This is a genomic window from Paracoccus albicereus (genome assembly GCF_024359525.1).
Taxonomy (GTDB): Bacteria; Pseudomonadota; Alphaproteobacteria; order Rhodobacterales; family Rhodobacteraceae; genus Paracoccus; species Paracoccus albicereus.
Genome location: NZ_JAKZEU010000006.1, coordinates 134,323 through 158,537, shown reverse-complemented (window position 1 = coordinate 158,537; position 24,215 = coordinate 134,323). Strand labels below are relative to the sequence as shown.

Below are 24,215 nucleotides of genomic sequence, written 5' to 3'. Positions count from 1 at the left end.
TCCTCATGGACGACCTTCTGACCCGCTTCGGACTGATCGCGCTTGCGACCGACATGACGATCGAGCGTGACGCGCAGCGCCTGATGCCCGAGGGCACGGCGCTGCATGTCACCCGCATCGAATTCGCGAACCCCACCACGCCCGACAATCTTCGCGCCACCGGCCCGCGTCTCGCCGCGGCAGCGGCGCTGCTGGTGCCGGGTGTCGATCTGGCCGGGATCGGCTTTGGCTGCACCTCGGCCAGCGCGGTTCTGGGCGACGATCTGCCGCGGCTTCTGGATGACGGTCGCGCGCCGGTCAGCACGCCGGTCAACGGCGCCGTGCGCGGGCTGAAGGCGATGGGCCTGTCGCGACTGGCGTTGATGACGCCCTATCTGGCGGAAACCACGGTGCCGGTCGCCGAAAGCTTCGCCAAGGGTGGCATCGAGGTCGTGTCGCAGCATTCGATGGGTCACGGCGATGATCGCGACATGGCGCGGCTGAGCGATCAGGCGATGATCGACGCGGTCGCGCGTGCCGACACTCCCGATGCGCAGGCGATCTTCATGTCCTGCACTGCGCTGCCGGCGCTGCGGGTGATCCCGCGACTGGAGGCGATGCTGGGCAAGCCGGTCCTGTCCTCGAACCTCGCGCTGTTCTGGTCGATGCTGGACCGGGCCCAGGTGCCTTGTGCGGGACCGTTCCGATTGATGGGGTGCCGCACATGGTAGGTCTGGAGGACATCATCGCGGCGCAGGCCCGGATTGCCGGCAAGGTGCGCGAGACGCCGGTCCGGCAATCGGCCAGCCTTGCGCGGCTTGCGGGCGCGCCGGTCTGGCTGAAATGCGAACACCATCAGGACACGGGCGCCTTCAAGCTGCGCGGCGCCAGCAACGCGGTGGCGCGACTGGATGACGGCAAGGCGGGCGGGATCAAGGGCGTAACCACCGCGTCGACCGGCAATCATGGCCGCGCGCTGGCACAGGCCGCGCGCGATCACGGGATGGACGCGGTGATCTGCGTTTCGCGTCTGGTGCCCAGAAACAAGATCGACGCGATCGAGGCGCTCGGCGCCGAGGCCCGCGTGATCGGCGCGACCCAGGATGAGGCTTTCGAGGAGGCGCACAGGCTTGAGGCCGAAGAAGGCTTCGCGCTGATCCCGCCCTTCGACCATCCTGACGTGATCGCGGGGCAGGGGACCCTGGGGCTGGAAATTCTCGCCCAGATCCCCGACGTGGGCGCGATCGCGGTGCCGCTGTCGGGCGGCGGGCTGCTGGCCGGTGTCGCGGCGGCGGCCAAGGCACTGCGCCACGACATCCGTATCATCGGCATCAGCATGGAAAACGGCGCCGCGATGTCTGAGGCCCTGAAGGCCGGTCATCCCGTGGACGTGACCGAGGTCGAGACGCTGGCCGACAGCCTTGGCGGCGGGATCGGGATGCAGAACCGGCTGACCTTCCCGATGGTCCGCGACCTGATGGACGACCTGATCCTTCTCAGCGAGGACGAGATCGCGGCTGGCATCCGCCACCTGTCCGTGGCCGAAGGCGAAGTGGTCGAAGGCGCCGCCGCCGTCGGCGCTGGCGCGGTCCTGGCGGGCAAGCTGGTGTCGGACAGGCCGCTGGTGCTGATCCTGTCGGGCGGAAACATCGACCTTGCCCGTCACGCCGCCATTGTCCGGGGCGAGGCATGAGCGAAATCCGCGTCCTTGATGAGCAGACGTTGCGCGGCACGGTCTCGCTCGACGGCGCGCTGATCGACGTGATCGAGCGCGCCTTCGCCGGGCTGGCGCAGGGCGGCGTGGTCATGCCACCGGTCCTGTCGATGCATCTGCCCGACGCCAATGGCGAGGTGGACGTGAAGACCGCTTATGTTCCCGGGCTGCCGGGTTTCGCGGTCAAGATCAGCCCCGGCTTCTTCGACAATCCGTCGCGCGGCCTGCCCTCGACCAGCGGGTTGATGGTGGTGCTGTCCGCGGAAACCGGCCGGGTTCAGGCGGTGCTGCTGGACAACGGCTACCTGACCGACCTGAGGACGGCGGCGGCGGGCGGCGTCGCTGCGCGCTGGCTCTCGCGCAAGGATGCGCGCCGCGCCGCGATCTTCGGCGCAGGTATGCAGGCGAAGCTTCAACTGCGGGCGCTGCGGCTGGTGCGCCCGCTGGATGCCGCGACGATCTGGGCACGCGACCCGGCCAAGGCCGAGGCTCTGGCGGCGGAGATGTCGCAGACTGGCCTGCCCACCCGCGCCGAGGCCGATCCCCAAGCCGCCCTCGCGGACGCCGACATCATCGTCACCACCACGCCTGCCAGCCAGCCGATCCTGCAGGCCGACTGGCTGCGTCCCGGACAGCACGTCACCGCGATGGGCAGCGATCAGGCGGGCAAGAACGAACTCGACCCGCGCTGCCTGGACCGCGCGGACCTCTATGTCGCCGACCGCATCAGCCAGACCGAGGCGATGGGCGAGCTGCGCGCCGCGCTCGCCGCGGGCATCGTCGCGCCACCGCTGGACTTTCCCGAACTGGGCGACATCATCACAAAGCGTCATCCCGGTCGCGTCGGGGATGACCAGATCACCATCGCCGATCTCACCGGGACCGGCGTCCAGGACACCGCCATCGCCAGCCACGTGCTGGCCCTCGTGAAGTGACATCATGCCAGAACTCCAGCGCACACCGGAACGCTTCTCCACCGCCGAATACGAACGCCGCCTGCGCCAGACGCGCGAGAGCATGGCAAAGCTGGGACTGGACCTGCTGATCGTCAGCGACCCGTCCAACATGGCCTGGCTGACCGGCTATGACGGCTGGTCCTTCTACGTCCACCAATGCGTGATCGTGGGACCGACCGGCAGCCCGATCTGGTTCGGGCGCGGACAGGACGCGCAAGGCGCGCTGCGCACCTGCTGGATGCAGGAAGACGGCGCGATCATCGGCTATCCCGATTACTACGTCCAATCGACCGAGCGGCATCCGATGGACTACCTGTGGGCGACGCTCGCCGACAAGGGCTGGCACCGCGGCTTCATCGGCGTCGAGATGGACAATTACTGGTATTCCGCCAAGGCGCATGAACGGCTGGTTCACGGCCTGCCGGAAGCCGAGATCCTTGACGCGACCGGGCTGGTGAACTGGCAGCGCGCGGTGAAGTCCGAGGAAGAACTGGACTACATGCGCAAGGCCGCCCGCATCGTCGAGCGGATGCACCGACGCATCGCCGACAAGGTCGAGGTGGGGATGCGCAAATGCGATCTGGTGGCGGAAATCTACGACGCCGGCCTGCGCTATGACGAATGGGCGGGGCACGGTGGCGATTACCCGGCGATCGTGCCGCTGCTGCCCTCGGGGCCGGATGCCGCGGCGCCGCATCTGACCTGGGACGATCAGCCGATGAAGCCCGACGAGGGCACGTTCTTCGAGATCGCCGGCTGCTACCAGCGCTACCATTGCCCGCTGTCGCGCACGATCTTTCTGGGCACCCCGCCGAAGGAAATGGTCGAGGCCGAAAAGGCCGTGCTCGACGGGATGGAGGCGGGTCTGGAAGCCGCGCGCGCGGGCAATACCTGCGAACATATCGCGGCCGCGTTCTTTTCCGTCCTCGAGGCGCACGGGATCACCAAGGACAACCGCACCGGCTATCCGATCGGCCTGTCCTATCCGCCCGACTGGGGCGAGCGCACGATGTCCCTGCGCCGTGGTGACCAGACCGTGCTGCGGCCGGGAATGACCTTCCACTTCATGACCGGCCTCTGGATGGAAAACTGGGGTTATGAGACGACGGAGTCGATCATCATCACCGAAGACGGCCCGCCCGAGATGTTCTGCACCCTGCCGCGCAAGATGCTGGTCAAGGCATGAGCGCCAGTCCGATCCGGCCGACGATCCCACTCGATGCGCCCGGCAAGGCGCATGGCTTCCTGCGGCTGCCCTACAGCCGCAACGACAGCGCGTGGGGGTCGGTGATGATCCCGCTGACGGTGATCGTCGGCGGGGAGGACGGGCCGACCGCGCTGCTGACCGGGGCGAACCACGGCGACGAATACGAAGGCCCGATCGCGCTGCAGCATCTGGCATGGGAGATCGATCCGGCGGATGTGACGGGCCGGATCATCATCGTGCCCTACATGAATTACCCGGCCTTTCGCGCCGGCACGCGGGTCAGCCCGGTCGACCAAGTGAACCTGAACCGCGCCTTTCCGGGCAAGCCTGACGGCACCGTCAGCCAGAAGATCGCCAATTATTTCAACGACGTGCTTGTGCCGATGGCGGATGTTGTGCTGGATTATCATTCCGGCGGCAAGACGCTCGATTTCCTGCCCTACGCCGCCGCGCATCGGCTGGAGGATGCCGAGCATGAGGGTCGCTGCGTCGCCGCGATGCGGGCCTTCGGTGCGCCCTACAGCATGATGATGCTGGAAATCGACGCGGTGGGCATGTTCGACACCGCGGTGGAATCGCAGGGCAAGACCTTCGTGACGACCGAGCTTGGTGGCGGCGGGACGGCGACCGCGCGCTCGGCCGACATCGCGATCCGTGGCGCGAAAAACGTGCTGCGACACGCCGGCATCCTCAAGGGCGCGGTCGAGGCAGCGGACAGTGTCATGCTGGACATGCCGGGCGACGATTGTTTCCATTTCGCCACCCGCGACGGGCTGATCCAGATGCTTTCCGATCTGGGCGATCAGGTGCAGGCCGGCCAGCCGATCGCCCGCATCTGGCCCGCCGACCGCACCGGCGTCGAGCCTGTCGAGGTGACGGCCAACCGCGACGGGCTGATCGCCGCGCGGCATTTTCCGGGACTGATCCAGTCTGGCGATTGCCTCGCCGTGCTGGCCGTCAGGGTGTAGCGGCGCGGCCCGCATATTCGCCGACGATTTCAGCCAGCACCGACACCGCCAGCACCGCAGGATCGCGGGCCGAGGGGATGACGCCGATCGGACTGCGCAGCCGCTCGATGGCATCGGGTCCGACCCCCGCCTCGGTCAGCGCGGCGACCCGCGTCTCGTGCGCACGCTTGCTGCCCTGCGCACCGATCCAGAAGGCGCGTCCGGCCAGCGCGCGGACCAACAGCGGCAGTTCCAGGTCGTGCTCGTGGTAGAACAGCGCGACCGCGGTCCAGGGGTCCGCATCCAGCGCCTCGGTCCCCGTCGCGCCCACACCTGCCGCTGCGCCGGCAGCCTGCGTGGTCTCGTCGTGGCTGTGCAGCACCGCGTCGAACCCCGAGGCGCGGGCGAGGGCCGCAAAACGCACCGGCTCGATCCCCGTGCCTGCGACGGCGAAGCGGAGGTTTGGGGGCAGCGGCACCGCAAATCCGGGACCGCCTGCCGCCATCGCGCCGGTTTTCAGGTCAATCCCCAGATGGCCCGTCTGTCGCGAGGCCTGCCGCGCCAGCGCATCCTTGACCGGCGCGACATCACCGACCGGCACCAGCGCCACGTCGATTCCGCCGCCGCAGGGCAGGATCAGGTCGCGGAAGGGCGAGCCCTGACCATAGCGCAGCGACAGCGGCGCATCGCCCGGTGCAAGCCTGCCGGCATGGATCGCGATGTCGGCCTCGATGCAGCCTGATGACAATTGTCCCACGCGTCGACCATCGGGCAGGAAGGCCATCACCGTGCCGGGTCGGCGGTAATGCGGCCCCTCGACGCCGGTCAGGACGGCCAGAACCGATCCCGGCACAAGGGCGGGCAGCGGGTCGGCCATGTAATCGGCCGAATGACCGGTCAGGGTGTTCTGGGGGATCATCTTGCCTCGGGCTGGCGGGGGCGGCACTCTGACACCGAACCTAGGCATCTTCGGGGCAAAGGCCAAGATGACGACGACGAGCGGACCCGCGGTCATGGGGCTGTTGCTGGCGGCGGGGCAGGGCACGCGCTTCGGGTCGGGCAACAAGCTGCTGGCCGACTGGGACGGGCGCCCGGTCGTTACCGCCGCTGCGCTTGCGCTGCGGCGCGCAGTGGACGGTCCCTGCGTCGCGGTCGTGCGCGATGCCCGCGTGGCGGCGCTGCTGCCGGGGTTCATCATCCTGCGCATGACGGGGCCGGCTCAGGACATGGCGGCCAGCCTGCATCGCGGCATCGCCCACGCGGCCGAGATCCAGGCGGGCCGGGCGCTGGTCGTCCTGGGCGACATGCCCTGCGTGCCGGTCACGCACCTGATGCGGCTGGTCCGCTGCGCGACCGACAGCCGCCCCGCGGCCAGCGGTCATGACGGGCGGCCCGGCGTGCCCGCCTGCCTGCCGGCCCGGCTGTTTTCCACGGCGCTCGCGGCGTCCGGCGACATGGGCGCGCGGCGCCTGCTGACCGATGCCGGCGCGCTGACCATCCCGCTGGCACCCCGCGCACGTCACGACATCGACCGGCCCGAGGATCTGCGCCGCCTGTCGCACAACTGACACGCGACCGCATCTGGACTTCACCCAAGCCTGGGTGCAGGATCGGTGGATCACGGGTCCAGCGAGAAGGCCAGACCATGACCAATCTGACAGTCAACGGAAAAGAGGTCACCTGGGACATCGATCCCGAGACACCTCTGTTGTGGGCGCTTCGCGACCACGAGAAACTCACCGGCACCAAGTTCGGCTGCGGCGTGGCGCAATGCGGCGCCTGCACCGTCATGCTGAACGGCATGCCGCGGCGGTCCTGCGTGACCCCGATCGGGACGCTGGAAGGCGCCGAGGTGACCACGATCGAGGGGATGGAGGGCGCCGAGTTCGAGGCCGTCCAGACCGCCTGGCAGGGTATCGACGTGCCGCAATGCGGCTGGTGCCAATCCGGCCAGATCATGTCGGCGACCGCGCTGCTGCAAATGAACGGCGCGCCCACCGACGAGGATATCGACAACGCGATGGCCGGCAATGTCTGCCGCTGCGCGACCTATGTCCGCGTGCGTCAGGCGATCCATGACGCCGCCAAGACGATGGAGGGCTAGGCGATGAACAAGTCAATCCGAACTTCTCGCCGCGCGTTCCTTGCCGGCACCGCCGGTCTGGTCATCGGCACCTATCTGGCGCCGCGCGGCCTGCGCGCGCAGGAAGCCGCCGCGGGCGGGGGCGGCAATCCGCTGCCGCAGCCCAATGCCTTCGTGCGCATCGCGCCCGACGACACGGTGACCGTGATCGTCAAGCATATCGAATTCGGGCAGGGCCCAAATACCGGCCTCGCCACCCTGGTGGCCGAGGAACTGGACGCCGACTGGTCGCAGATGCGCGCCGAATCCGCGCCGGCGAATGACGAAACCTACAAGAACTTCGCCTTCGGTTCGCAGGGGACCGGCGGATCCACGGCGATGGCGAACAGCTATATGCAGATGCGGCAGGTCGGCGCGATGGCGCGTGCGATGCTGGTTGCCGCTGCAGCCGCCGAATGGGGCGTCCCGGCCGAAGAAATCACGGTCGAGAAGGGCAAGATTAGCCACCCCTCGGGCCAGTCGTCCAGCTTCGGCGCCTTTGCCGAGGCGGCGGCCCAGCAGCAGCCCCCGGCCGAACCGGTGCTGAAGGATCCCGCGAACTTCACCCTGATCGGGACCGATCTGCCGAAGCTCGACACCCAGAAGAAGACGAACGGGTCCGCGATCTTCGGGATGGACCAGTATCCCGACGGCGTGCAGACCGTGGTGCTGGCCCGCCCGCCGAAATTCGGCGCGACGCCGGGATCGGTCGACGATGCGGCGGCGCTTGCGGTGCCCGGCGTCAATGCCGTCCACACACTGCCTCAGGGGGTCGCGGTCTATGCCGACAGCACCTTCGCGGCGCTGCGGGGCCGCGACGCGCTGAGCATCGAATGGGACGAATCCGGGGCCGAGACGCGCAGCAGCGCGGCGATGGAACAGGAATGGGCAGCCGCAGCCAAGGCCGGCGGTGCCGTCGTCGAGGAAGAGGGCGATCTGTCCGGACTGGAAGCCGAGGGTGTCGAGGTGATGGAGGCGGAGTTCATGTTCCCCTTCCTCGCCCACGCCCCGATGGAGCCGCTGAACGGCATCATCGAGGTTTCGGGCGGCGAGGCGCGCGCTTCGTATGGCGCGCAGTTCCCGGGCGGCGACCAGATGACCATCGCGCAAGTGCTGGGCATCGATCCGACCGCCGTGACCGTCGAGGTGACGCTGGCCGGCGGTTCCTTTGGCCGGCGCGCTCAGCAGGACGCGCATTTCGCGGCCGAGCTGGCCAGCGTCGCCAAGGCTGCTGGTGACGGCGCCTACAAGCTGGTCTGGACGCGCGAGGATGACATCAGGGGTGGCTATTATCGCCCGATGACGGCGCATTACCTGCGCGCGGGGCTGGACGGGGATGGCAACATCACCGGCTGGCAGAACGACCTGGCCAACCAGTCGATCATGATCGGCTCGCCCATGGGCGAGATGATGGGCGCGAAGGAGATCGATCCGACCTCGTTCGAGGGCTCGAACATGCTGCCCTACGATTTCGGCGGGCGGCGGGTCAGCTGGACCAAGATGGATGCCGGCGTGCCGGTGCTGTGGTGGCGCTCGGTCGGCAGCAGCCATACCGCGACGGCGGTCGAGGTCTTCCTGGACGAATTGCTGGAAGCCGGCGGCAAGGATGCCGTGCAGGGCCGCCTGGACCTGCTGAAGGAGGACGCGACGCGGGAACGCGCGGTGATCGAGAAGGTGGCCGAGATCGCGAACTGGCAGGGCCGCAGCGCGAACGGCAAGGGCTATGGCATGGCCTATGCCAAAAGCTTCGGCACTTATGTCGCGCAGATCGCCGAGGTCGAGGATCGCGGCGGCGTGCCCCATGTCACCAAGGTCTGGTGCGCGGTCGATTGCGGCGTCGCGGTCAATCCCAACGTCATCCGCGCGCAGATGGAAGGCGGGATCGGCTATGGGCTGGGCGCAGCCCTGTTCGACGAGATCGTGATCGCCGAGGGCGGCGAGGTGGTGCAGTCGAATTTCGACGACTACCGGATGCTGCGCATCGCGGAGATGCCGGCGGTTGAGGTGGCGATCATCGATTCCACGGCCGATCCGACGGGGGTGGGCGAACCGGGCGTGCCGCCGATCGCGCCCGCTGTCATCAATGGTTGGCGCGGGCTGACCGGCCAGAAGATCAGGCGTCTGCCGATCGTGCAGCCGATGGTCTGAGGGGGAAACGGACATGACCGGAAGGATGCGAACGACGGCGATCCTCGCCGCCCTGATGCTGGTGCAGCCTGCCTGGGCGCAGGACGCGACCGAAGCCCCGGCCGAGGCGAGCGGAGAGATGCCGCCGCCCGACGCGATGGCGGACGGCAGCACGCCGGACGAGCCGATGGCAGAGGGTGAGACCGGAGGGGCCGAACCCGCCGCTTCGGATGCGGAGGCCGCTGAAGGCGAAGCGACGGCCGGGACGGAGACCCCGACCGAGGAAGAGCTGGAGGAAACTGCAGCAACCGCAGGGGTCACGCCCGAACAGGGCGCGACCGACGCAGAGGCGGCAGAGGCGACCGCACCCGAGATGGCGACCGACCTCAGCGGCCCCGACGCCTTCGCCGACATCGCTGATGAAGGCGAACGCTCGGTGGCGCTGTTCAACGAGATGGGCAAGGTTCTGCAGCACCCGCGTTGCCTGAACTGCCACCCGGTCACCGGCGGGCCGCTGCAGGGCGACGACATGCATCCGCACATGCCGCCGATGATCCGCGGCGCGGCTGATTTCGGCCCCGATGGGATGAACTGCAACACCTGCCACGGTGCCGAGAACGTCCCCTTCACCACGGGTGAGGGCTCGATCCCCGGACATGAGCCGTGGTCGCTGGCCCCGGTCAGCATGGGCTGGGTCGGCAAGTCGCTGGGCGAGATCTGCGAGCAGATCAAGGACCCGGAGCGCAATGGCGGCAAGGACCTGGAAGCGCTCTACGAGCACAATGCCGAGGACGGTCTGGTCGGCTGGGGCTGGGAGCCGGGCGAAGGACGCACCCCCGCACCGGGCAGCCAGGAGATCTTTGGCGAGCTGACGCGCGCCTGGATCGACACCGGCGCGGCCTGCCCGAGCTGACGCCATCCAAAGCGTCAAACGGAAAGGGCGGCACCGCTAGGTGCCGCCCTTTTTGTTCATGTCGCGTCGGACCCGCCTCTTCGGCTCTCGGCCTCGGCGACCCTGCGGTCGCGCCTGCGGGCCATCATGTTCAGCGCCTCGACCAGCGCGGAAAACGCCATCGCGGCGTAGATGTAGCCCTTGGGCACATGGAAGCCGAAACCGTCCGCGATGAGGGTGGTCCCGATCATCAAGAGGAACCCCAGGGCCAGCATCACGATGGTCGGGTTCTTCTCGATGAAGTTCGCAACCGGGGTGGCCGCGAACAGCATCACCGAGATCGCGACGATGACGGCGATATACATGATCGCCAGTTCGTCCGTCATGCCGACCGCCGTGATGATCGAGTCGACCGAGAACACCAGATCCAGAAGCAGGATCTGGAAGACCGCACCGGCCAGCGTGTTGCTGACCGCCTTGGCGGCGGCCGCTTCCTCGTCGTGATGGGCGTAGGGGTCCACCGCCTCGTGGATTTCCTTGGTGGCCTTCCAGACAAGGAATAGCCCGCCCGCGATCAGGATCAGGTCGCGCCAGGAAAAGCCGTGGCCGAAGGCGTGGAAGATCGGCGTGGTCATGGTCACGATGACCGCGATCGTGGCCAGCAGGATCATCCGCATCACCAGCGCGGCCAGGATGCCCATCCGCCGCGCCTTGACGCGATGTTCGCGCGGCAGCTTGTTGGTCAGGATCGAGATGAAGATGAGGTTGTCGATCCCCAGCACCACCTCCATCACGATCAGGGTCAGCATCGCGGCCCAACCCTCGACGCTGAGAAGGAAATCGAAATGCAGTTCAGGCATGGCGGCGATCCTTGCGGGGCGTCGTCGCGCGGTTGTCAGGCGCCGACCGAAGGGTCGCGGCGCACGGGCGGATGCAGGCAGTCATGGAAAGGGTCCGGGCGGCAGGTCACGGAAATGGGGTGCCGACATCGGCGACGTGCCGCCACGCCGCCCAGAGGGGCCCGGTCACCATCTCGCGTCCGCCCCTTGGCGGACCGCCGAGACATAGGCCCAATGGTAAAAAATGCAAGCGAATTCCCGTCGTGATTGCCCCGCAGCGCCCTGTGGCACCGACGCCGCCACGCTTCGCGTCCGGATGGCGCCACAGGTCCGCGGCCCTTCCCGCAGCAGGATGTTTGCGATAACAGTGGGTCAAGGGAATCGTCGGCCCTACCCGGAGTCCGCGTTCCGTAACCCGCTGCTGCCTGACCGAGAGCCCGATGAGAGACCAGTCCGAGCCCATGCAGATCGACGCCGAGACCTTCCGGGCCGAGATCCTGCGCCATCTGACCTATTCGCTGGGCACCGATCCCGACCACGCCTCGACCCATGACTGGCGCATGGCGCTGTCGCTGACGATCCGTGACCGGGTGGTCGAGCCGTGGTTCGCCTCGACCCGCCAAACATGGGAACAGGACCGCAAGCGGGTCTATTACCTGTCGATGGAATTTCTGATCGGCCGGGTGCTGGAGGATGCGGCGATAAACCTCGGCCTGCGCGACATCGCCGCCGAGGCGCTGGAAGGACTGGGTCAGGACTTTGCCACGCTAGCCGATGCGGAACCCGACGCGGCCCTGGGTAATGGCGGTCTGGGGCGGCTTGCGGCCTGCTATCTGGAAAGCATGGCGACGCTGGGCTGCCCGGCCTACGGCTATGGCATCCGCTATGAACACGGCCTGTTCCGGCAAAGCTTCGATCACGGCCGTCAGGTCGAGATGCCCGAGAACTGGCTGACGGTGCAGAACCCGTGGGAATTCGACCGCGTCGAATCCGCCTACACGATCGGTTTCAAGGGTCATGTCGAGGTGATCGATGGACGATCGGTTTGGCATCCGGGCGAGACGGTCATCGCCTCGGCCCATGACATGCCGGTGGTCGGCTGGCAGGGGCGCTGGGCCAACACGCTGCGGCTGTGGGCGGCGAAACCGACGACGCTGCTGGATCTGGACCGCTTCAACCGCGGCGATTACACCGCCGCCGCGGAGCCGGAGACGCTGGCCCGCACGCTGAGCCGCGTCCTTTATCCCGACGACACCACCTATGCCGGCAAGGAATTGCGGCTGAAGCAGGAGTTCTTCCTGACCTCGGCCGCGCTGCAAGACATCCTGCGCCGCTATCTTGCCACCCATTCCGACCTGCGCGCCTTGCCCGACAAGGTCGCGATCCAGATGAACGACACCCATCCCGCGCTGGCCGGGCCGGAACTGGTGCGGCTGCTGGTCGACGACCACGGGATCGAGATGGGCGAGGCGATCGGCATCGCGCGGTCCTGCCTGGGCTACACCAACCACACCCTGCTGCCCGAGGCGCTGGAGCGGTGGTCCACCTGGCTGATGGGCAACGTCCTTCCGCGCCACATGCAGATCATCGAGGCGATCGACGCGGACCATGCGAAGGCACATCCCGACCGCCCCGCCCATGTCGGCATCGTCGCCCAGAACGAGGTGAAGATGGGCGAACTGGCCTTCGTGATGGCCGACAAGGTGAATGGCGTCTCGGCGCTGCACACCGAACTCGTGAAGAAGAACCTGTTCCCCGATCTCGACCGGCTGCATCCCGGGCGGATCGTCAACCAGACCAACGGCGTCACGCCGCGCCGCTGGATTCGGATGGCGAACCCTGCGCTGTCGCGGCTGATCACCGAGACGGTGGGCGAGGGCTGGGAATCCGATCTGGACCGTCTGGCGGGGCTGGAGAGCCATGTCGAGGATGCCGGGTTCCGCGACGCCTTCGCCGCGGCCAAGCGCGCCAACAAGGAACGCGCCGCCGACTGGCTGGCCGATCGGACCGGCGTTCAGGCCGATCCGGCCGCGCTGTTCGACGTGCAGGTCAAGCGTATCCACGAATACAAGCGTCAGTTGCTCAACATCCTGCAGACCATCGCCCTGTGGAAGCGCATCCGCGAAAACCCCGACGCCGATCATGTCCCAGTCGTGAAGATCTTTGGCGGCAAGTCCGCGCCCGGCTATGCGGTGGCGAAGGAAATCGTCAACCTGATCAACGATGTGGCGGCGGTCGTTAACAACGATTCTGAGGTGCGCGGTCTTCTGAAGGTCATCTATCCCGCCAACTACAATGTCTCGATGGCAGAGGTGGTGATCCCGGCGGCGGACCTGTCGGAACAGATCTCGACCGCGGGCAAGGAAGCTTCGGGGACCGGCAACATGAAGCTGTCGCTGAACGGCGCGCTGACCATCGGCACGCTGGACGGGGCCAATGTCGAGATCCGAGAGAGGGTCGGGGCCGAGAACTTCTTCCTGTTCGGGCTGACCGCCGATCAGGTGATCCAACGCCGCAAGGACGCGCTTCATTCGCGCCACGCGATCGAGGCCAGCCAGTCCCTGCGCGACGTGCTGCAGATGCTGGCCGAGGGCGTGTTCAGCCCCGATCAGCCCGACCGCTACCACGGCGTGGTGGATCGTATCTGGCACCATGACTACTTCCTCGTCGCCGACGATTTCGATGCCTACGAGACCGCGCAGGCGCAGGTGGCCGACCTGTGGCGCACGCCCGACGAATGGGTGCGCAAGGCGGCGCTGAACACGGCGCGGATGGGCTTCTTCTCGTCCGATCGCGCGATCCGTGGTTACATGAACGATATCTGGAGGACCGAGCCCGCCATCTGAGCCTGGCGGGCCGCGAGAGGGGACGACCCTGGGGAGGGGCGACATGGCGGCCGGCAAAGCGAAGACAGAAGCGATCGACCCGGCCTCTGCCCGCGCGCTGGCAGAGGGGCGGCACGGCGATCCCTTCGCGGTGCTGGGTTGGCATGACGGCCGGCTGAGCGTGATGGTTCCGGGCGCGGTGCAGGTCTGGGCGGTGCCCGAGGGCGGCGATTCCGTGGCACTGACCGGCGGGACCGACGCGCCGGGCGTGTTCAGCGGCGCCTTTCCGGGCGGGCCATATCGCTTGCGCGCGCGGTCTGCCGACGGCACCGAATGGGAGTGGGACGATCCCTACCGCTTCGGCCCGGTCCTGGGCGAGATGGATGAATACCTGCTGGGCGAAGGCAGCCACCGCAAGCTGTGGCAGGTTCTGGGCGCCCACCCGGTCGATCATCAGGGCGTCGCGGGCACACATTTCGCGGTCTGGGCGCCGAATGCCGAACGCGTATCGGTCGTTGGTGAGTTCAACCTGTGGAATGGGCTGGCCCACCCGATGCGTCGCCGCGGCGCGACAGGGGTGTGGGAATTGTTCCTGCCCGGTGTCGGCGAGGGCGCGGCCTACAAATACGAGATCCGCGGACCGGGCGGGAAGATCCAGCCGCTGAAGGCCGATCCCTGCGGCTTCGGCGCGGAACATCCGCCGGCGACGGCATCCATCGTGCGCCGCGCGGGGCAGGCGCAGTGGGACGACGGTGCCTGGATGGACATGCGCGCGCGGGCGCAATCGGTCGATGCCCCGACTTCGGTCTATGAGGTGCATCTGGGCAGCTGGCGGCGAGGTCAGGGCGACCGGATGCTGTCCTATGCCGAACTGGGCGATCAGCTTGTGCAATACGCCAAGTGGATGGGCTTCACGCATCTGGAGCTGATGCCGGTCAGTGAGTTTCCGTTTGACGGATCATGGGGTTACCAGCCGGTCGGCCTTTACGCGCCGACCAGCCGCCACGGCACGCCGCAGGATTTCGCGGCTTTCGTCGAGGCGGCGCACAAGGAAGGGATCGGCGTGATCCTGGACTGGGTGCCGGGCCATTTTCCGACCGATCCGCATGGCCTGGGGCATTTCGACGGCACCGCGCTGTACGAACATGCCGATCCGAAGGAAGGGTTCCATATCGACTGGAACACCCTGATCTACAATTACGGGCGCACCGAGGTTTGCAATTACCTGACCGCCAACGCCCTGTACTGGCTGGAAGAATACCACGTCGACGGGCTGCGCGTGGACGCTGTCGCCTCGATGCTCTACCGCGACTATTCGCGCAAGGACGGCGAGTGGGTCCCCAACAAGTTCGGCGGACGCGAGAACCTGGAAGCGATCGACTTTTTGAAGGGGATGAACGTCGCGGCCTATGCCGAAGCGCCGGGTGCGATGACGGTGGCCGAAGAATCGACGGCCTTTCCCGGCGTGTCGCGCCCCGTTCATGACGGGGGTCTGGGCTTCGGCTTCAAATGGAACATGGGCTGGATGAACGACACGCTGAGCTATTTCCAGCGCGATCCGATCCACCGCAAGCATCATCACGGCCAGCTGACCTTCGGGCTGGTCTATGCGTTCTCGGAAAATTTCATCCTGCCGATCAGCCATGACGAGGTGGTCCACGGCAAGGGCTCGATGCTGGGCAAGATGCCCGGCAACGACTGGGAGAAATTCGCCAACCTGCGCGCCTATTACGGCTTCATGTGGGGCCATCCGGGCAAGAAGCTGCTGTTCATGGGCCAGGAGTTCGCACAGGGTCGCGAGTGGAACCACAACCAGAGCCTCGACTGGCATCTGGAGGCGGAAGCGCCGCACAAAGGCGTGCAGGCATGGGTGCGGGCGCTGAACACGCTCTATCGCGACACGCCCGCGCTTTATCGCCACGACAGCCGCCCCGAAGGCTTCGCCTGGATCGAGGCGGGGGATTCCGAAAATTCCGTTCTCGCCTTCGTTCGTCGCGGCGAGTCGGGCGACGCGCCGGTCGTCGTCGTCGCGAACCTGACGCCGGTGCAGCGCGATTATCGGTTGGGCTTTCCGGAAGCGGGGATGTGGGAGGAGATGCTCAACTCGGACGCCGGTGAATACGGCGGCGGCGGGCGCACGAACGGCACCGTGACGACCGAGCCGACCGATTGGCACGGGCAGGCGCAATCGGCCACAGTGGTGCTGCCGCCGCTGTCGGTCCTGTTTTTCAAACGGCACGCGTAAGGGAGGGGATTGGGATGGATCACGGACCGAACAGGCGGCTGTCGTCGCAGGCGATGGCCTTCGTGCTGGCGGGTGGGCGCGGGTCGCGCCTGAAAGAGCTGACGGACAAGCGCGCCAAGCCCGCCGTCTATTTCGGCGGCAAGACGCGGATCATCGATTTCGCGCTGTCGAACGCGCTGAATTCAGGCATCCGCAAGATGGCGATCGCCACGCAATACAAGGCTCACAGCCTGATCCGCCACATGCAGCGCGGCTGGTCCTTCTTCCGGGCCGAGCGGAACGAATATCTCGACATCCTGCCCGCCAGCCAGCGGGTCGCCGAGAACAAGTGGTATCTGGGGACCGCCGATGCGGTGACGCAGAACATCGACATCGTGGACAGCTACGGTGTGAAATACATCATCGTCCTGGCCGGCGACCATATCTACAAGATGGATTACGAGATCATGCTGGCCGCGCATGTGGACAGCGGCGCGGACGTGACCATCGGCTGCCTGACCGTGCCACGCGCCGAGGCCAGCGCCTTCGGCGTCATGGATATCGCCGATGACGGCCGGATCACCGCGTTTCTGGAAAAGCCCAAGGACCCGCCGGGGATGCCGGGCGATCCCGATCACACGCTGGCCTCTATGGGGATCTATGTCTTCGACTGGGATTTCCTGCGCGATCTGCTGATCCGCGATGCCGAGGACCCCAATTCCAGCCACGATTTCGGTCACGATCTGATCCCAGACATCGTCAAGAACGGCAAGGCGATGGCGCACCGCTTTTCGGAAAGCTGCGTGCGGTCCGGGCTGGAGGAGGAGCCTTACTGGCGCGACGTCGGCACGATCGACGCCTTCTGGCAGGCCAATATCGACCTGACGGATTTCGTCCCCAAGCTGGATATCTACGACAACACCTGGCCGATCTGGACCTATGCCGAACTGGTTCCGCCGGCGAAGTTCATCCACGACGAGGAAGGGCGGCGCGGCATGGCCGTAAGCTCGCTGGTCGCGGGCGACTGCATCGTCTCTGGCTCGGACGTGAAGAATTCGCTGCTGTTCACGGGGGTTCGGGCGCATTCCTTCTCGACCCTCGAATATGCGGTGGTGCTGCCCTACGCGCAGGTCGGCCGCAAATCGCAGTTGAAGAACTGCGTAATCGACCGCGGCGTGATCATTCCCGAAGGGCTGGTCGTGGGCGAGGACCCGGATGAGGACGGCAAGTGGTTCCGGCGCAGCGAGAACGGCATCGTGTTGATCACGCAGGAGATGATCGACGCCCGCGCGGCGAAGCTGGGATAGCGGCGATGCGCGTCCTGTCCGTCGCCTCCGAATGCGTACCGCTGGTCAAGACAGGGGGGCTCGCCGATGTGGTCGGCGCGCTGCCTGCCGCGCTGGCGCCGCTGGGGATCGAGATGCGGGTCCTGATCCCGGCCTATCCCGGGCTGACCGAGCGACTGGAAGGCGCGCGCGAGATCTGGGGTGAGCGGGACCTGTTCGGCGGGCCGGGTCGCGTTCTGAGCGGCAAGGCTGCCGGTCTGGATCTGCTGCTGCTGGATGCGCCGCATCTGTTCGACCGGCCGGGCGGGCCCTATTCGGGGCCGCAGGGCGACTACATCGACAATGCCGAGCGTTTCGCGGCCCTGTCCTGGGCCGGGGCGCAGCTTGCGATGGGCGCGGGCACGGACGGCTGGGTCCCGCATCTCATGCACGCGCATGACTGGCAGGCGGGGCTAGCACCCGCCTATCTGCACTATGGTGGCGGCGGAGAAGGCGGTGCCGCGCATTCGGTGATGACGATCCACAACGTCGCCTTTCAGGGCTTCGCGCCCGCCGAACGCCTGCGGGCGCTGCGCCTGCCGCAATCACAATTCACCAGCGATGCGCTGGAATATTACGGCGGCATCTCGGCCCTGAAGGCGGGGCTGGTGACGGCGGACGCGATCACCACCGTCTCGCCCACCTATGCAGAAGAGCTGATGCGGCCGGAATTCGGCATGGGCCTGCAGGGCGTGCTGGCCGCACGGGCGGGCGATCTGCACGGTATCCTCAACGGGGTGGACGACAGAATCTGGTCGCCCGAGACCGATCCGGACATCGCGCCCTATTCCGCCGCCGACCTGAACGGCAAGGCCGAGAACCGCGCCCGTCTGATCGCCGAGTTCGGGCTGGGCCATGTGCCCGGGCCTCTGGCTATCGTGGTCAGCCGCCTGACCGAGCAGAAGGGGATCGACCTTCTGGCCCGTGCGCTGCCCGGTTTTCTCGATCAGGGCGGCGGGCTGGTGCTGCTGGGCTCGGGCGATCCCCGGCTGGAAGCAGAGATGATCGCGCTGGCCGGGCGCTTCCCCGACCGGATGGGGGTCCGCATCGGCTATGACGAGGCGCTGAGCCACCGCTTGTTCGGGGGCGGCGACGCCGTGCTGGTGCCATCGCGGTTCGAACCCTGCGGGCTGACCCAGATGTACGGGCTGCGCTACGGCACGGTGCCGCTGGTCGCGGCGACCGGGGGGCTGAACGACGCGGTGATCGGGACGACGCCGGCGTCGCTGGCGGCGAAGGCCTCGACCGGGATCAGCTTTCACCCGGTCGATCAGATCGCGCTGACCGGCGCATTGCGTCAGCTGTCACGACTTCATGCGGATCAGCGCGGCTGGACGGCCCTGGTCAAACGGGCGATGAAGGCGCCGGTCGGCTGGGGTGAACCCGCCGCTCGTTACGCCGCGCTTTACCGATCGTTGATGTCTTGAACCACAGCCGAAAACCCGCCGCGGGCTTGCCTGCCGATCTGACCATCCGCGCCGGACGTCCCTGGCCGATGGGCGCCACCGTCACCGACGAGGGCGTGAACATCGCCGTCTTTTCCGCCAACGCCACGGCGATCGACCTGTGCCTGTTCGATGCCACCGGCGCCGAAACGCGGCTGCGCCTGCCTGCGCGCGACGGGGACGTCTGGCACGGTTTCGTGCCCGGATTGCAGGCCGGCGCGCGCTATGGGCTTCGCGCCGACGGGCCTTATGCGCCGCACGAAGGGCACCGCTTCAACGTCAACAAGCTGCTGATCGACCCTTATGCAAGGTCGCTCGACGGCGAGATCGTCTGGGACGACGCGCTTTACGGCTTCACGATGGATGATCCCGAGGGCGATCTGTCCTTCGACACGCGCGACAGCGCACCGTTCGTGCCGAAATGCGTGGTTTGCGCGGCGCTGCCCGCGCTGGAGGCCGTGCCACCGCTGACGCCCGCACGCGACAGCGTGATCTACGAGGCGCATGTCCGCGGTCTGACCATGCGTCACCCCGAAATTCCGCAGGATCAGCGCGGGACCTATGCGGGCGTGGCCAGCGACCCCGTGCGCGCGCATCTGCGCCGGATCGGCGTGACGGCGGTGGAATTGCTGCCCGTGCACGCCTTCCTTGACGACCGGTTTCTGGTGAACCGTGGATTGCGGAACTACTGGGGCTATCAGACGATCGGCTTCTTCACGCCGGCCGCGCGTTACGGCAGCGGCGACCCGGTCGCCGAGTTCCGGGCGATGGTGGACGCGCTGCATCGCGACGGAATCGAGGTGATCCTCGACGTCGTCTACAACCATTCGGGCGAGGGTGACGAGAAGGGGCCAACACTGTCGTTCCGCGGTCTCGACAACGCGAGTTACTATCATCTCAGCGGAACCGGCCGGCATTACGTCAACCATACCGGTACCGGAAACGCGCTGAACCTGACCCATCCCGCCGTGCTGCGACTGGTCATGGACAGCCTGCGCTACTGGACCGAGGTGATGGGCGTGGACGGCTTCCGCTTCGATCTGGCGAGCGAACTGACCCGCGGTCGGGACGGGTTCGCGACAGGGTTTCTCGACGCGATCCGGCAGGACCCGGTGCTGGCGCGGGTGAAGCTGATCGCCGAGCCGTGGGACATCGGGCCGGGCGGCTACCGGCTGGGCCAGTTTCCGGTGCCGTTCATGGAATGGAACGACCGCTTTCGCGACGATGTGCGCCGGTTCTGGCGCGGCGACGCCGGGACGCCCGCGGCCCTTGCCAAGCGGCTTCTGGGCTCGGCCGAGGTGTTCGACCACGATGGCAGGTCTGCGTCGAGCAGCGTCAACTTCGTCGCCTGCCATGACGGCTTCACGCTGAACGATGCGGTCAGCTATGCCGGCAAGCACAACGAGGCGAACGGCGAACAGAACCGCGACGGGCACCACGCCAATTTCAGCGACAACCTGGGTTCCGAGGGACCGACCGAGGATGCCGGGATCAACGCCGCCCGAGCCCAGCGAAAGCGCAACATGCTGGCGACGGTGTTCCTGTCCCAGGGCGTACCGATGCTGCTGGCCGGCGACGAGATGGGCCACAGCCAGGGCGGCAACAACAACGCCTATGCGCAGGATAACGAGACGACCTGGCTCGACTGGCCCGGCGATCAGGGGCTGACCGATTTCGTCGCCCGCCTGACCGCCCTGCGCCGCGCGCAGCCGGTGCTGCGTCAGCGCGGCTTCCTGCACAGCCGGATCCGGCCGCAGGACGGGCTGCCCGATCTGGAATGGCACCGCGCCGATGGCCGGCATCCGACGGAGGCGGACTGGCACGACCCGAACTTCCGCGCGCTGTGCGCCGTCATCCGCGGCTCGGCCGAAAGCGACGAGGATACCGGCGCGGCCGAGGTCTATGTCTGCCTGAATTCCGGTGAAGCGACCGCTGTCACGCTGCCCGATGGCCCCTGGCTGCGCGCGCTGGACACCGCCGCGCCCGATGACGAACCTGCACCCGAGGCGGAACCGCAGGCGGACATCGCCGCCCGTTCCGTCACCCTGTTTACCCGTCCATAGGATGAAGCTGCCATGACGACGATCCAGACCCAGCCGATCGAGGGACAGAAGCCCGGCACGTCGGGCCTGCGCAAGAAGACGAAGGTCTTCATGCAGCCGGGCTATGTCGAGAATTTCGTGCAGGCGATCATCGACGCGACCGGCGGGGCGGAAGGCAAGACCTACGTGCTGGGCGGCGACGGGCGGTTCTTCAACAAGCGCGCGGCGCAGGTGATCCTGAAAATGGCGGCGGCCAATGGCGCCGAACGGGTGATCGTGGGACGCGACGCGCTGCTGTCGACGCCGGCGGCCAGCAACCTGATCCGCAAGCGCGGGACCGATGGCGGTTTCATCATGTCCGCAAGCCACAATCCCGGCGGCGAGGACGAGGATTTCGGGCTGAAGTTCAACACGTCGAATGGCGGTCCTGCGCCCGAAAGCGTCACCGACGCGATCTTCGCGAGGACGAAGGACATCACCGAATACCGGCTGCTCGGCGCCGATGACGCCGATCTGTCGCGCTTGGGAGAGCAGTCGATGGGCGGGATGGTGGTCGAGGTCGTCGATCCCGTCGCAGACTACGCCACGCTGATGGAAAGCCTGTTCGACATGGCCACCCTGCGCGCGATGTTCGCAGGCGGGTTCCGGATGCGGTTCGACGCGATGCACGCGATCACCGGTCCTTACGCGACCGAGATTCTGGAAAACCGGCTGTGTGCGGAAAAGGGCACCGTCATCAACAGCACACCCTTGCCGGATTTCGGCGGCGGACATCCCGACCCGAACCCGACCTGGGCCAAGGCGTTGATGGACGAGATGATGGGCGCGAACGCGCCCGATTTCGGCGCGGCGTCCGACGGGGACGGCGACCGCAACATGGTGGTCGGGCGAGGGATCTATGTCTCGCCCTCGGACAGCCTCGCGGTGCTGGCGGCGAACGCCCATCTGGCGCCGGGCTATGCCGGCGGGCTGAAGGGGGTGGCACGATCCATGCCAACCTCGGGCGCCGCCGACCGGGTGGCCGAGAAGCTGGGCATTGACTGTTTCGAGACGCCGACCGGCTGGAAGTTCTTCGGCAACCTGCTGGATGCGGGGCGTGTGACCATCTGCGGCGAGGAAAGCTTCGGCACCGGGTCCGACCACGTGCGCGAGAAGGACGGGCTGTGGGCGGTGCTGCTGTGGCTGAACATCCTGGCCGCGCGGGGCGAAAGCGTGGCCGAGATCCTGAACGCGCATTGGCGGGAGTATGGTCGCAACTATTACTCTCGCCATGACTACGAGGCGCTGCCGCTGGAGCAGGGGCAGGCGATCATGGCCGGGCTGCGCGACAAGCTGGGAGACCTGCCGGGGACCGAGGTGCAGGGGATGCGCGTCAAAAGCGCGGACGATTTCGCCTATACCGACCCGGTCGATGGATCGGTGAGCCAAGGGCAGGGGCTGCGGGTGGTCTTTACCGACGGCTCTCGGATCGTGCTGCGGCTGTCGGGGACGGGGACAGAAGGCGCGACGCTGCGGCTGTATCTGGAACGCTATGTCGCGGGGCCTGACGGGCTGGACCAAGACGTCCAGCAGGCGCTGGCGCCGCTGATCGCCGCGGCCGAGGACCTGTCGGGGCTGCGCGCGACCTCGGGGCGCAGCGAGCCGGATGTCATCACGTGAGCGAGTGGTGGAAGGGGTCTGTTACCTATCAGGTCTATCCGCGCAGCTTTCAGGACGATGACGGCGACGGGATCGGTGACCTGAAGGGGATCACGCGGCGGCTGGATCACATCGCCGGATTTGGCGTCGATGCGGTCTGGCTATCACCGGTCTTCACCTCGCCCATGGCCGACATGGGCTACGATGTCAGCGATTATCGCGACATCGATCCGGTCTTCGGAACGCTGGCGGATTTCGACGCGCTGGTCGCCCGCGCGCACGATCTGGGGCTGAAGGTGATCATCGACCAGGTGATCTCGCACTCTTCGGACCAGCACCCGTTCTTCGCGGAAAGCCGGGCCAGCCGGACCGGGCCGAAGGCGGACTGGTATGTCTGGGCCGATCCGAAGCCCGACGGAACGCCGCCGAACAACTGGCTTGCGATCTTCGGAGGCAGCGCCTGGACCTGGGACACGCGGCGGCGGCAGTATTATTTCCACAACTTCCTGCCCAGCCAGCCCGACTTCAACTTTCACAACCCCGAGGTTCAGGACTGGCATCTGGACACCATGCGCTTCTGGCTAGACCGGGGCGTGGACGGGTTCCGGCTGGATACGGTGAACTACTATTTCCACGATTCGCGGCTGCGCGATGACGCGGCCGATTACCGGATCAAGGAACGACCGGACACCAATCCCTACGAGATGCAATATCATCTGTTTTCGAAGAACCAGCCGCAGAACCTTGATTTCCTTCGTCGGATGCGCGCGGTAACGGACGAGTACGACGCGCGGATGATGGTCGGCGAGGTTGGCGACAGTCATGATCCGATCGGGATCATGGGCGCCTACACGACCGGCGGGCGGCTGCATCAGGCCTACAGTTTCGAGATGCTGGGGCCGCAGTTCACGCCCGCGCATTTCCGCGATGCGGTGCGGGATTTCTTCGCCGATGCGCCGGGCGGATGGCCGTGCTGGGCGTTTTCCAACCATGACGTGCGGCGGCATGTCAGCCGCTGGGCGGAGCATGGGGCCTCGCGCGAGGCGCTGGCGAAGCAGGCGGCAGCGTTGCTGCTGTCGCTGCAGGGGTCGGTGTGCCTGTATCAGGGTGAGGAGCTGGGTCAGACCGAGACCGACCTGGATTTCGACGAGCTGACCGACCCGGCGGGGATCAATTTCTGGCCCGAGGAAAAGGGCCGCGACGGCTGCCGCACGCCGATGGTCTGGGAAGCGCCAGCGCCGAATGCGGGGTTTTCGGTGGCGAACCGGACGTGGCTGCCGGTGAAACCCGAGCAGGCGGCGGTCGCGGTCGACATGCAGGGTGAAGGCTCGGTGCTGGACTTCTATCGCCGGATGCTGGCGCTGCGGCGTGGCAACGAGGCGCTGCGGACCGGCGCGACGGAATGGATCGACGCGGCCGATCCGGTGCTGGCATTCCGCCGCGGCGCTTCGGTTGCGTGTGTCTTCAACCTGTCGCCCGAGTCGGTCGAGACTTCTGCCCCCGAGGGCGAGATCCTTCTGGCAGAGGCGTCAGGGGTCAAGGGCGACATGCTTGCGCTGGGTCCGAACGGGTTTGCGCTGATCGGCTGAGCGCCCCCGCCACCACGCTACGCGGCGGAGGCGGCTAGGTCAGCATGTCCGGGCGCGGAAGTATTCCGGCGCGTCCCAGGCATTGCGACGGATTTCCGCCGCAACCTGTTCGCGGGTCAGCCCGATATCTTGCAGCTGCTGGTCGGTCAGCCGGCCAAGGTCGATGCGGCTTTTCCGGACATCGAAGGCAGTCAGCACGCGTTCCAGCCAGCGCGGCCGTGGAATGATCCCCGTGCCGGTCACAACGCGCAGAAGCGCGGTCGAGCGGGTCGTCATCGTTCAATCCTCCTGATCAATCGTATCATCAGCATCGATGAATGATTGTCTTTCATTGATCGTCTTTA

At 66.9% G+C, this 24,215-nt stretch carries 19 protein-coding genes; 16 read left to right on the top strand and 3 right to left on the bottom strand.

The genetic code is table 11. From position 1 onward, the window contains the following. Positions 1-5: 5 nt before the first annotated feature. Genes MLD63_RS16000 through doeB form a run of 5 tightly spaced genes read left to right on the top strand, consistent with a single transcriptional unit; the run spans position 6 to position 4,824 of the window. Positions 6-710, top strand: a complete 705-nt coding sequence (locus MLD63_RS16000) for a maleate cis-trans isomerase family protein (RefSeq protein ID WP_255330920.1) — start codon at positions 6-8, stop codon at positions 708-710. Further along, positions 704-1,672, top strand: coding sequence for a hydroxyectoine utilization dehydratase EutB (gene eutB, locus MLD63_RS15995; protein WP_255330919.1), 969 nt, complete (start codon positions 704-706; stop codon positions 1,670-1,672). The genes MLD63_RS16000 and eutB overlap by 7 nt, the downstream gene beginning before the upstream one ends. Next, complete coding sequence (locus MLD63_RS15990) at positions 1,669-2,628, top strand: cyclodeaminase (RefSeq protein ID WP_255330918.1); 960 nt, start codon at positions 1,669-1,671, stop codon at positions 2,626-2,628. The genes eutB and MLD63_RS15990 overlap by 4 nt, the downstream gene beginning before the upstream one ends. A gap of 4 nt (positions 2,629-2,632) precedes the next feature. Then, positions 2,633-3,835 (top strand): ectoine hydrolase DoeA, encoded by a 1,203-nt coding sequence (gene doeA / locus MLD63_RS15985; protein WP_255330917.1) that lies wholly within the window; start codon positions 2,633-2,635, stop codon positions 3,833-3,835. Further along, positions 3,832-4,824 carry a N(2)-acetyl-L-2,4-diaminobutanoate deacetylase DoeB gene (doeB, locus tag MLD63_RS15980; protein WP_255330916.1) on the top strand — a complete coding sequence of 331 codons (993 nt, stop codon included), beginning with the start codon at positions 3,832-3,834 and terminating at the stop codon, positions 4,822-4,824. The genes doeA and doeB overlap by 4 nt, the downstream gene beginning before the upstream one ends. Here the strand turns inward: doeB and MLD63_RS15975 are convergent. Continuing rightward, positions 4,814-5,722 (bottom strand): XdhC family protein, encoded by a 909-nt coding sequence (locus tag MLD63_RS15975; protein WP_255330915.1) that lies wholly within the window; start codon positions 5,720-5,722, stop codon positions 4,814-4,816. The two genes, doeB and MLD63_RS15975, sit on opposite strands and share 11 nt — an antisense overlap. A 67-nt stretch (positions 5,723-5,789) precedes the next feature. Between MLD63_RS15975 and MLD63_RS15970 the strand changes: the two genes are divergently transcribed. The 4 genes from MLD63_RS15970 to MLD63_RS17990 all read left to right on the top strand — a co-directional run bounded on the left by MLD63_RS15970 (position 5,790) and on the right by MLD63_RS17990 (position 9,965). Then, positions 5,790-6,371, top strand: a complete 582-nt coding sequence (locus MLD63_RS15970; RefSeq protein WP_255330914.1) for a nucleotidyltransferase family protein — start codon at positions 5,790-5,792, stop codon at positions 6,369-6,371. A 77-nt stretch (positions 6,372-6,448) separates the two neighbouring features. Next, entirely contained in the window at positions 6,449-6,907 is a 459-nt protein-coding gene (locus MLD63_RS15965; protein ID WP_255330913.1) for a (2Fe-2S)-binding protein, read from the top strand. Between the two features lie 3 nt (positions 6,908-6,910). Further along, entirely contained in the window at positions 6,911-9,073 is a 2,163-nt protein-coding gene (locus tag MLD63_RS15960; RefSeq protein WP_255330912.1) for a xanthine dehydrogenase family protein molybdopterin-binding subunit, read from the top strand. Positions 9,074-9,425: 352 nt separating this feature from the next. Continuing rightward, entirely contained in the window at positions 9,426-9,965 is a 540-nt protein-coding gene (locus MLD63_RS17990) for an Isoquinoline 1-oxidoreductase subunit (RefSeq protein ID WP_369697012.1), read from the top strand. A 56-nt stretch (positions 9,966-10,021) separates the two neighbouring features. Here MLD63_RS17990 and MLD63_RS15950 read toward each other — a convergent pair whose 3' ends face one another. Continuing rightward, complete coding sequence (locus tag MLD63_RS15950; RefSeq protein WP_255330909.1) at positions 10,022-10,804, bottom strand: TerC family protein; 783 nt, start codon at positions 10,802-10,804, stop codon at positions 10,022-10,024. A gap of 419 nt (positions 10,805-11,223) precedes the next feature. Here MLD63_RS15950 and MLD63_RS15945 point away from each other — a divergent pair, with 419 nt between their 5' ends. Genes MLD63_RS15945 through MLD63_RS15915 form a run of 7 tightly spaced genes read left to right on the top strand, consistent with a single transcriptional unit; the run spans position 11,224 to position 23,871 of the window. Continuing rightward, on the top strand, positions 11,224-13,629 hold the full coding sequence (locus MLD63_RS15945; RefSeq protein ID WP_255330908.1) for a glycogen/starch/alpha-glucan phosphorylase: 2,406 nt from the start codon (positions 11,224-11,226) through the stop codon (positions 13,627-13,629). A 43-nt stretch (positions 13,630-13,672) separates the two neighbouring features. Next, positions 13,673-15,853 (top strand): 1,4-alpha-glucan branching protein GlgB, encoded by a 2,181-nt coding sequence (glgB, locus tag MLD63_RS15940; RefSeq protein WP_255330907.1) that lies wholly within the window; start codon positions 13,673-13,675, stop codon positions 15,851-15,853. A 14-nt stretch (positions 15,854-15,867) separates the two neighbouring features. Beyond that, a complete protein-coding gene (gene glgC / locus MLD63_RS15935) occupies positions 15,868-17,139 on the top strand; it encodes a glucose-1-phosphate adenylyltransferase (protein WP_255330906.1) in 1,272 nt (423 codons plus the stop codon). Positions 17,140-17,144: 5 nt separating this feature from the next. Beyond that, on the top strand, positions 17,145-18,584 hold the full coding sequence (gene glgA / locus MLD63_RS15930) for a glycogen synthase GlgA (RefSeq protein ID WP_255330905.1): 1,440 nt from the start codon (positions 17,145-17,147) through the stop codon (positions 18,582-18,584). A gap of 26 nt (positions 18,585-18,610) precedes the next feature. Continuing rightward, positions 18,611-20,665: a glycogen debranching protein GlgX gene (gene glgX, locus MLD63_RS15925; RefSeq protein ID WP_439957677.1), complete on the top strand. Its 2,055-nt coding sequence runs from the start codon at positions 18,611-18,613 to the stop codon at positions 20,663-20,665. 12 nt (positions 20,666-20,677) lie between these two features. Continuing rightward, entirely contained in the window at positions 20,678-22,303 is a 1,626-nt protein-coding gene (locus MLD63_RS15920; RefSeq protein ID WP_255330903.1) for an alpha-D-glucose phosphate-specific phosphoglucomutase, read from the top strand. Further along, positions 22,300-23,871: an alpha-amylase family glycosyl hydrolase gene (locus MLD63_RS15915; protein WP_255330902.1), complete on the top strand. Its 1,572-nt coding sequence runs from the start codon at positions 22,300-22,302 to the stop codon at positions 23,869-23,871. The genes MLD63_RS15920 and MLD63_RS15915 overlap by 4 nt, the downstream gene beginning before the upstream one ends. Positions 23,872-23,910: 39 nt before the next feature. Here the strand turns inward: MLD63_RS15915 and MLD63_RS15910 are convergent, their stop codons facing one another. Beyond that, positions 23,911-24,147 carry a DUF1127 domain-containing protein gene (locus MLD63_RS15910; protein ID WP_255330901.1) on the bottom strand — a complete coding sequence of 79 codons (237 nt, stop codon included), beginning with the start codon at positions 24,145-24,147 and terminating at the stop codon, positions 23,911-23,913. Positions 24,148-24,215: the final 68 nt, after the last annotated feature.

Bases quoted from the DNA above. Each gene is read 5' to 3' on its own strand.
- glgB (WP_255330907.1), top strand. From the start codon at position 13,673: ATGGCGGCCGGCAAAGCGAAGACAGAAGCGATCGACCCGGCCTCTGCC.
- doeA (WP_255330917.1), top strand. From the start codon at position 2,633: ATGCCAGAACTCCAGCGCACACCGGAACGCTTCTCCACCGCCGAATAC.
- MLD63_RS15910 (WP_255330901.1), bottom strand. From the start codon at position 24,147: ATGACGACCCGCTCGACCGCGCTTCTGCGCGTTGTGACCGGCACGGGG.
- MLD63_RS16000 (WP_255330920.1), top strand. From the start codon at position 6: ATGGACGACCTTCTGACCCGCTTCGGACTGATCGCGCTTGCGACCGAC.
- MLD63_RS15970 (WP_255330914.1), top strand. From the start codon at position 5,790: ATGACGACGACGAGCGGACCCGCGGTCATGGGGCTGTTGCTGGCGGCG.
- MLD63_RS17990 (WP_369697012.1), top strand. From the start codon at position 9,426: ATGGCGACCGACCTCAGCGGCCCCGACGCCTTCGCCGACATCGCTGAT.
- MLD63_RS15950 (WP_255330909.1), bottom strand. From the start codon at position 10,804: ATGCCTGAACTGCATTTCGATTTCCTTCTCAGCGTCGAGGGTTGGGCC.
- doeB (WP_255330916.1), top strand. From the start codon at position 3,832: ATGAGCGCCAGTCCGATCCGGCCGACGATCCCACTCGATGCGCCCGGC.
- eutB (WP_255330919.1), top strand. From the start codon at position 704: ATGGTAGGTCTGGAGGACATCATCGCGGCGCAGGCCCGGATTGCCGGC.
- glgA (WP_255330905.1), top strand. From the start codon at position 17,145: ATGCGCGTCCTGTCCGTCGCCTCCGAATGCGTACCGCTGGTCAAGACA.
- glgC (WP_255330906.1), top strand. From the start codon at position 15,868: ATGGATCACGGACCGAACAGGCGGCTGTCGTCGCAGGCGATGGCCTTC.
- MLD63_RS15960 (WP_255330912.1), top strand. From the start codon at position 6,911: ATGAACAAGTCAATCCGAACTTCTCGCCGCGCGTTCCTTGCCGGCACC.
- MLD63_RS15945 (WP_255330908.1), top strand. From the start codon at position 11,224: ATGAGAGACCAGTCCGAGCCCATGCAGATCGACGCCGAGACCTTCCGG.
- MLD63_RS15920 (WP_255330903.1), top strand. From the start codon at position 20,678: ATGACGACGATCCAGACCCAGCCGATCGAGGGACAGAAGCCCGGCACG.
- MLD63_RS15975 (WP_255330915.1), bottom strand. From the start codon at position 5,722: ATGATCCCCCAGAACACCCTGACCGGTCATTCGGCCGATTACATGGCC.
- MLD63_RS15965 (WP_255330913.1), top strand. From the start codon at position 6,449: ATGACCAATCTGACAGTCAACGGAAAAGAGGTCACCTGGGACATCGAT.
- MLD63_RS15990 (WP_255330918.1), top strand. From the start codon at position 1,669: ATGAGCGAAATCCGCGTCCTTGATGAGCAGACGTTGCGCGGCACGGTC.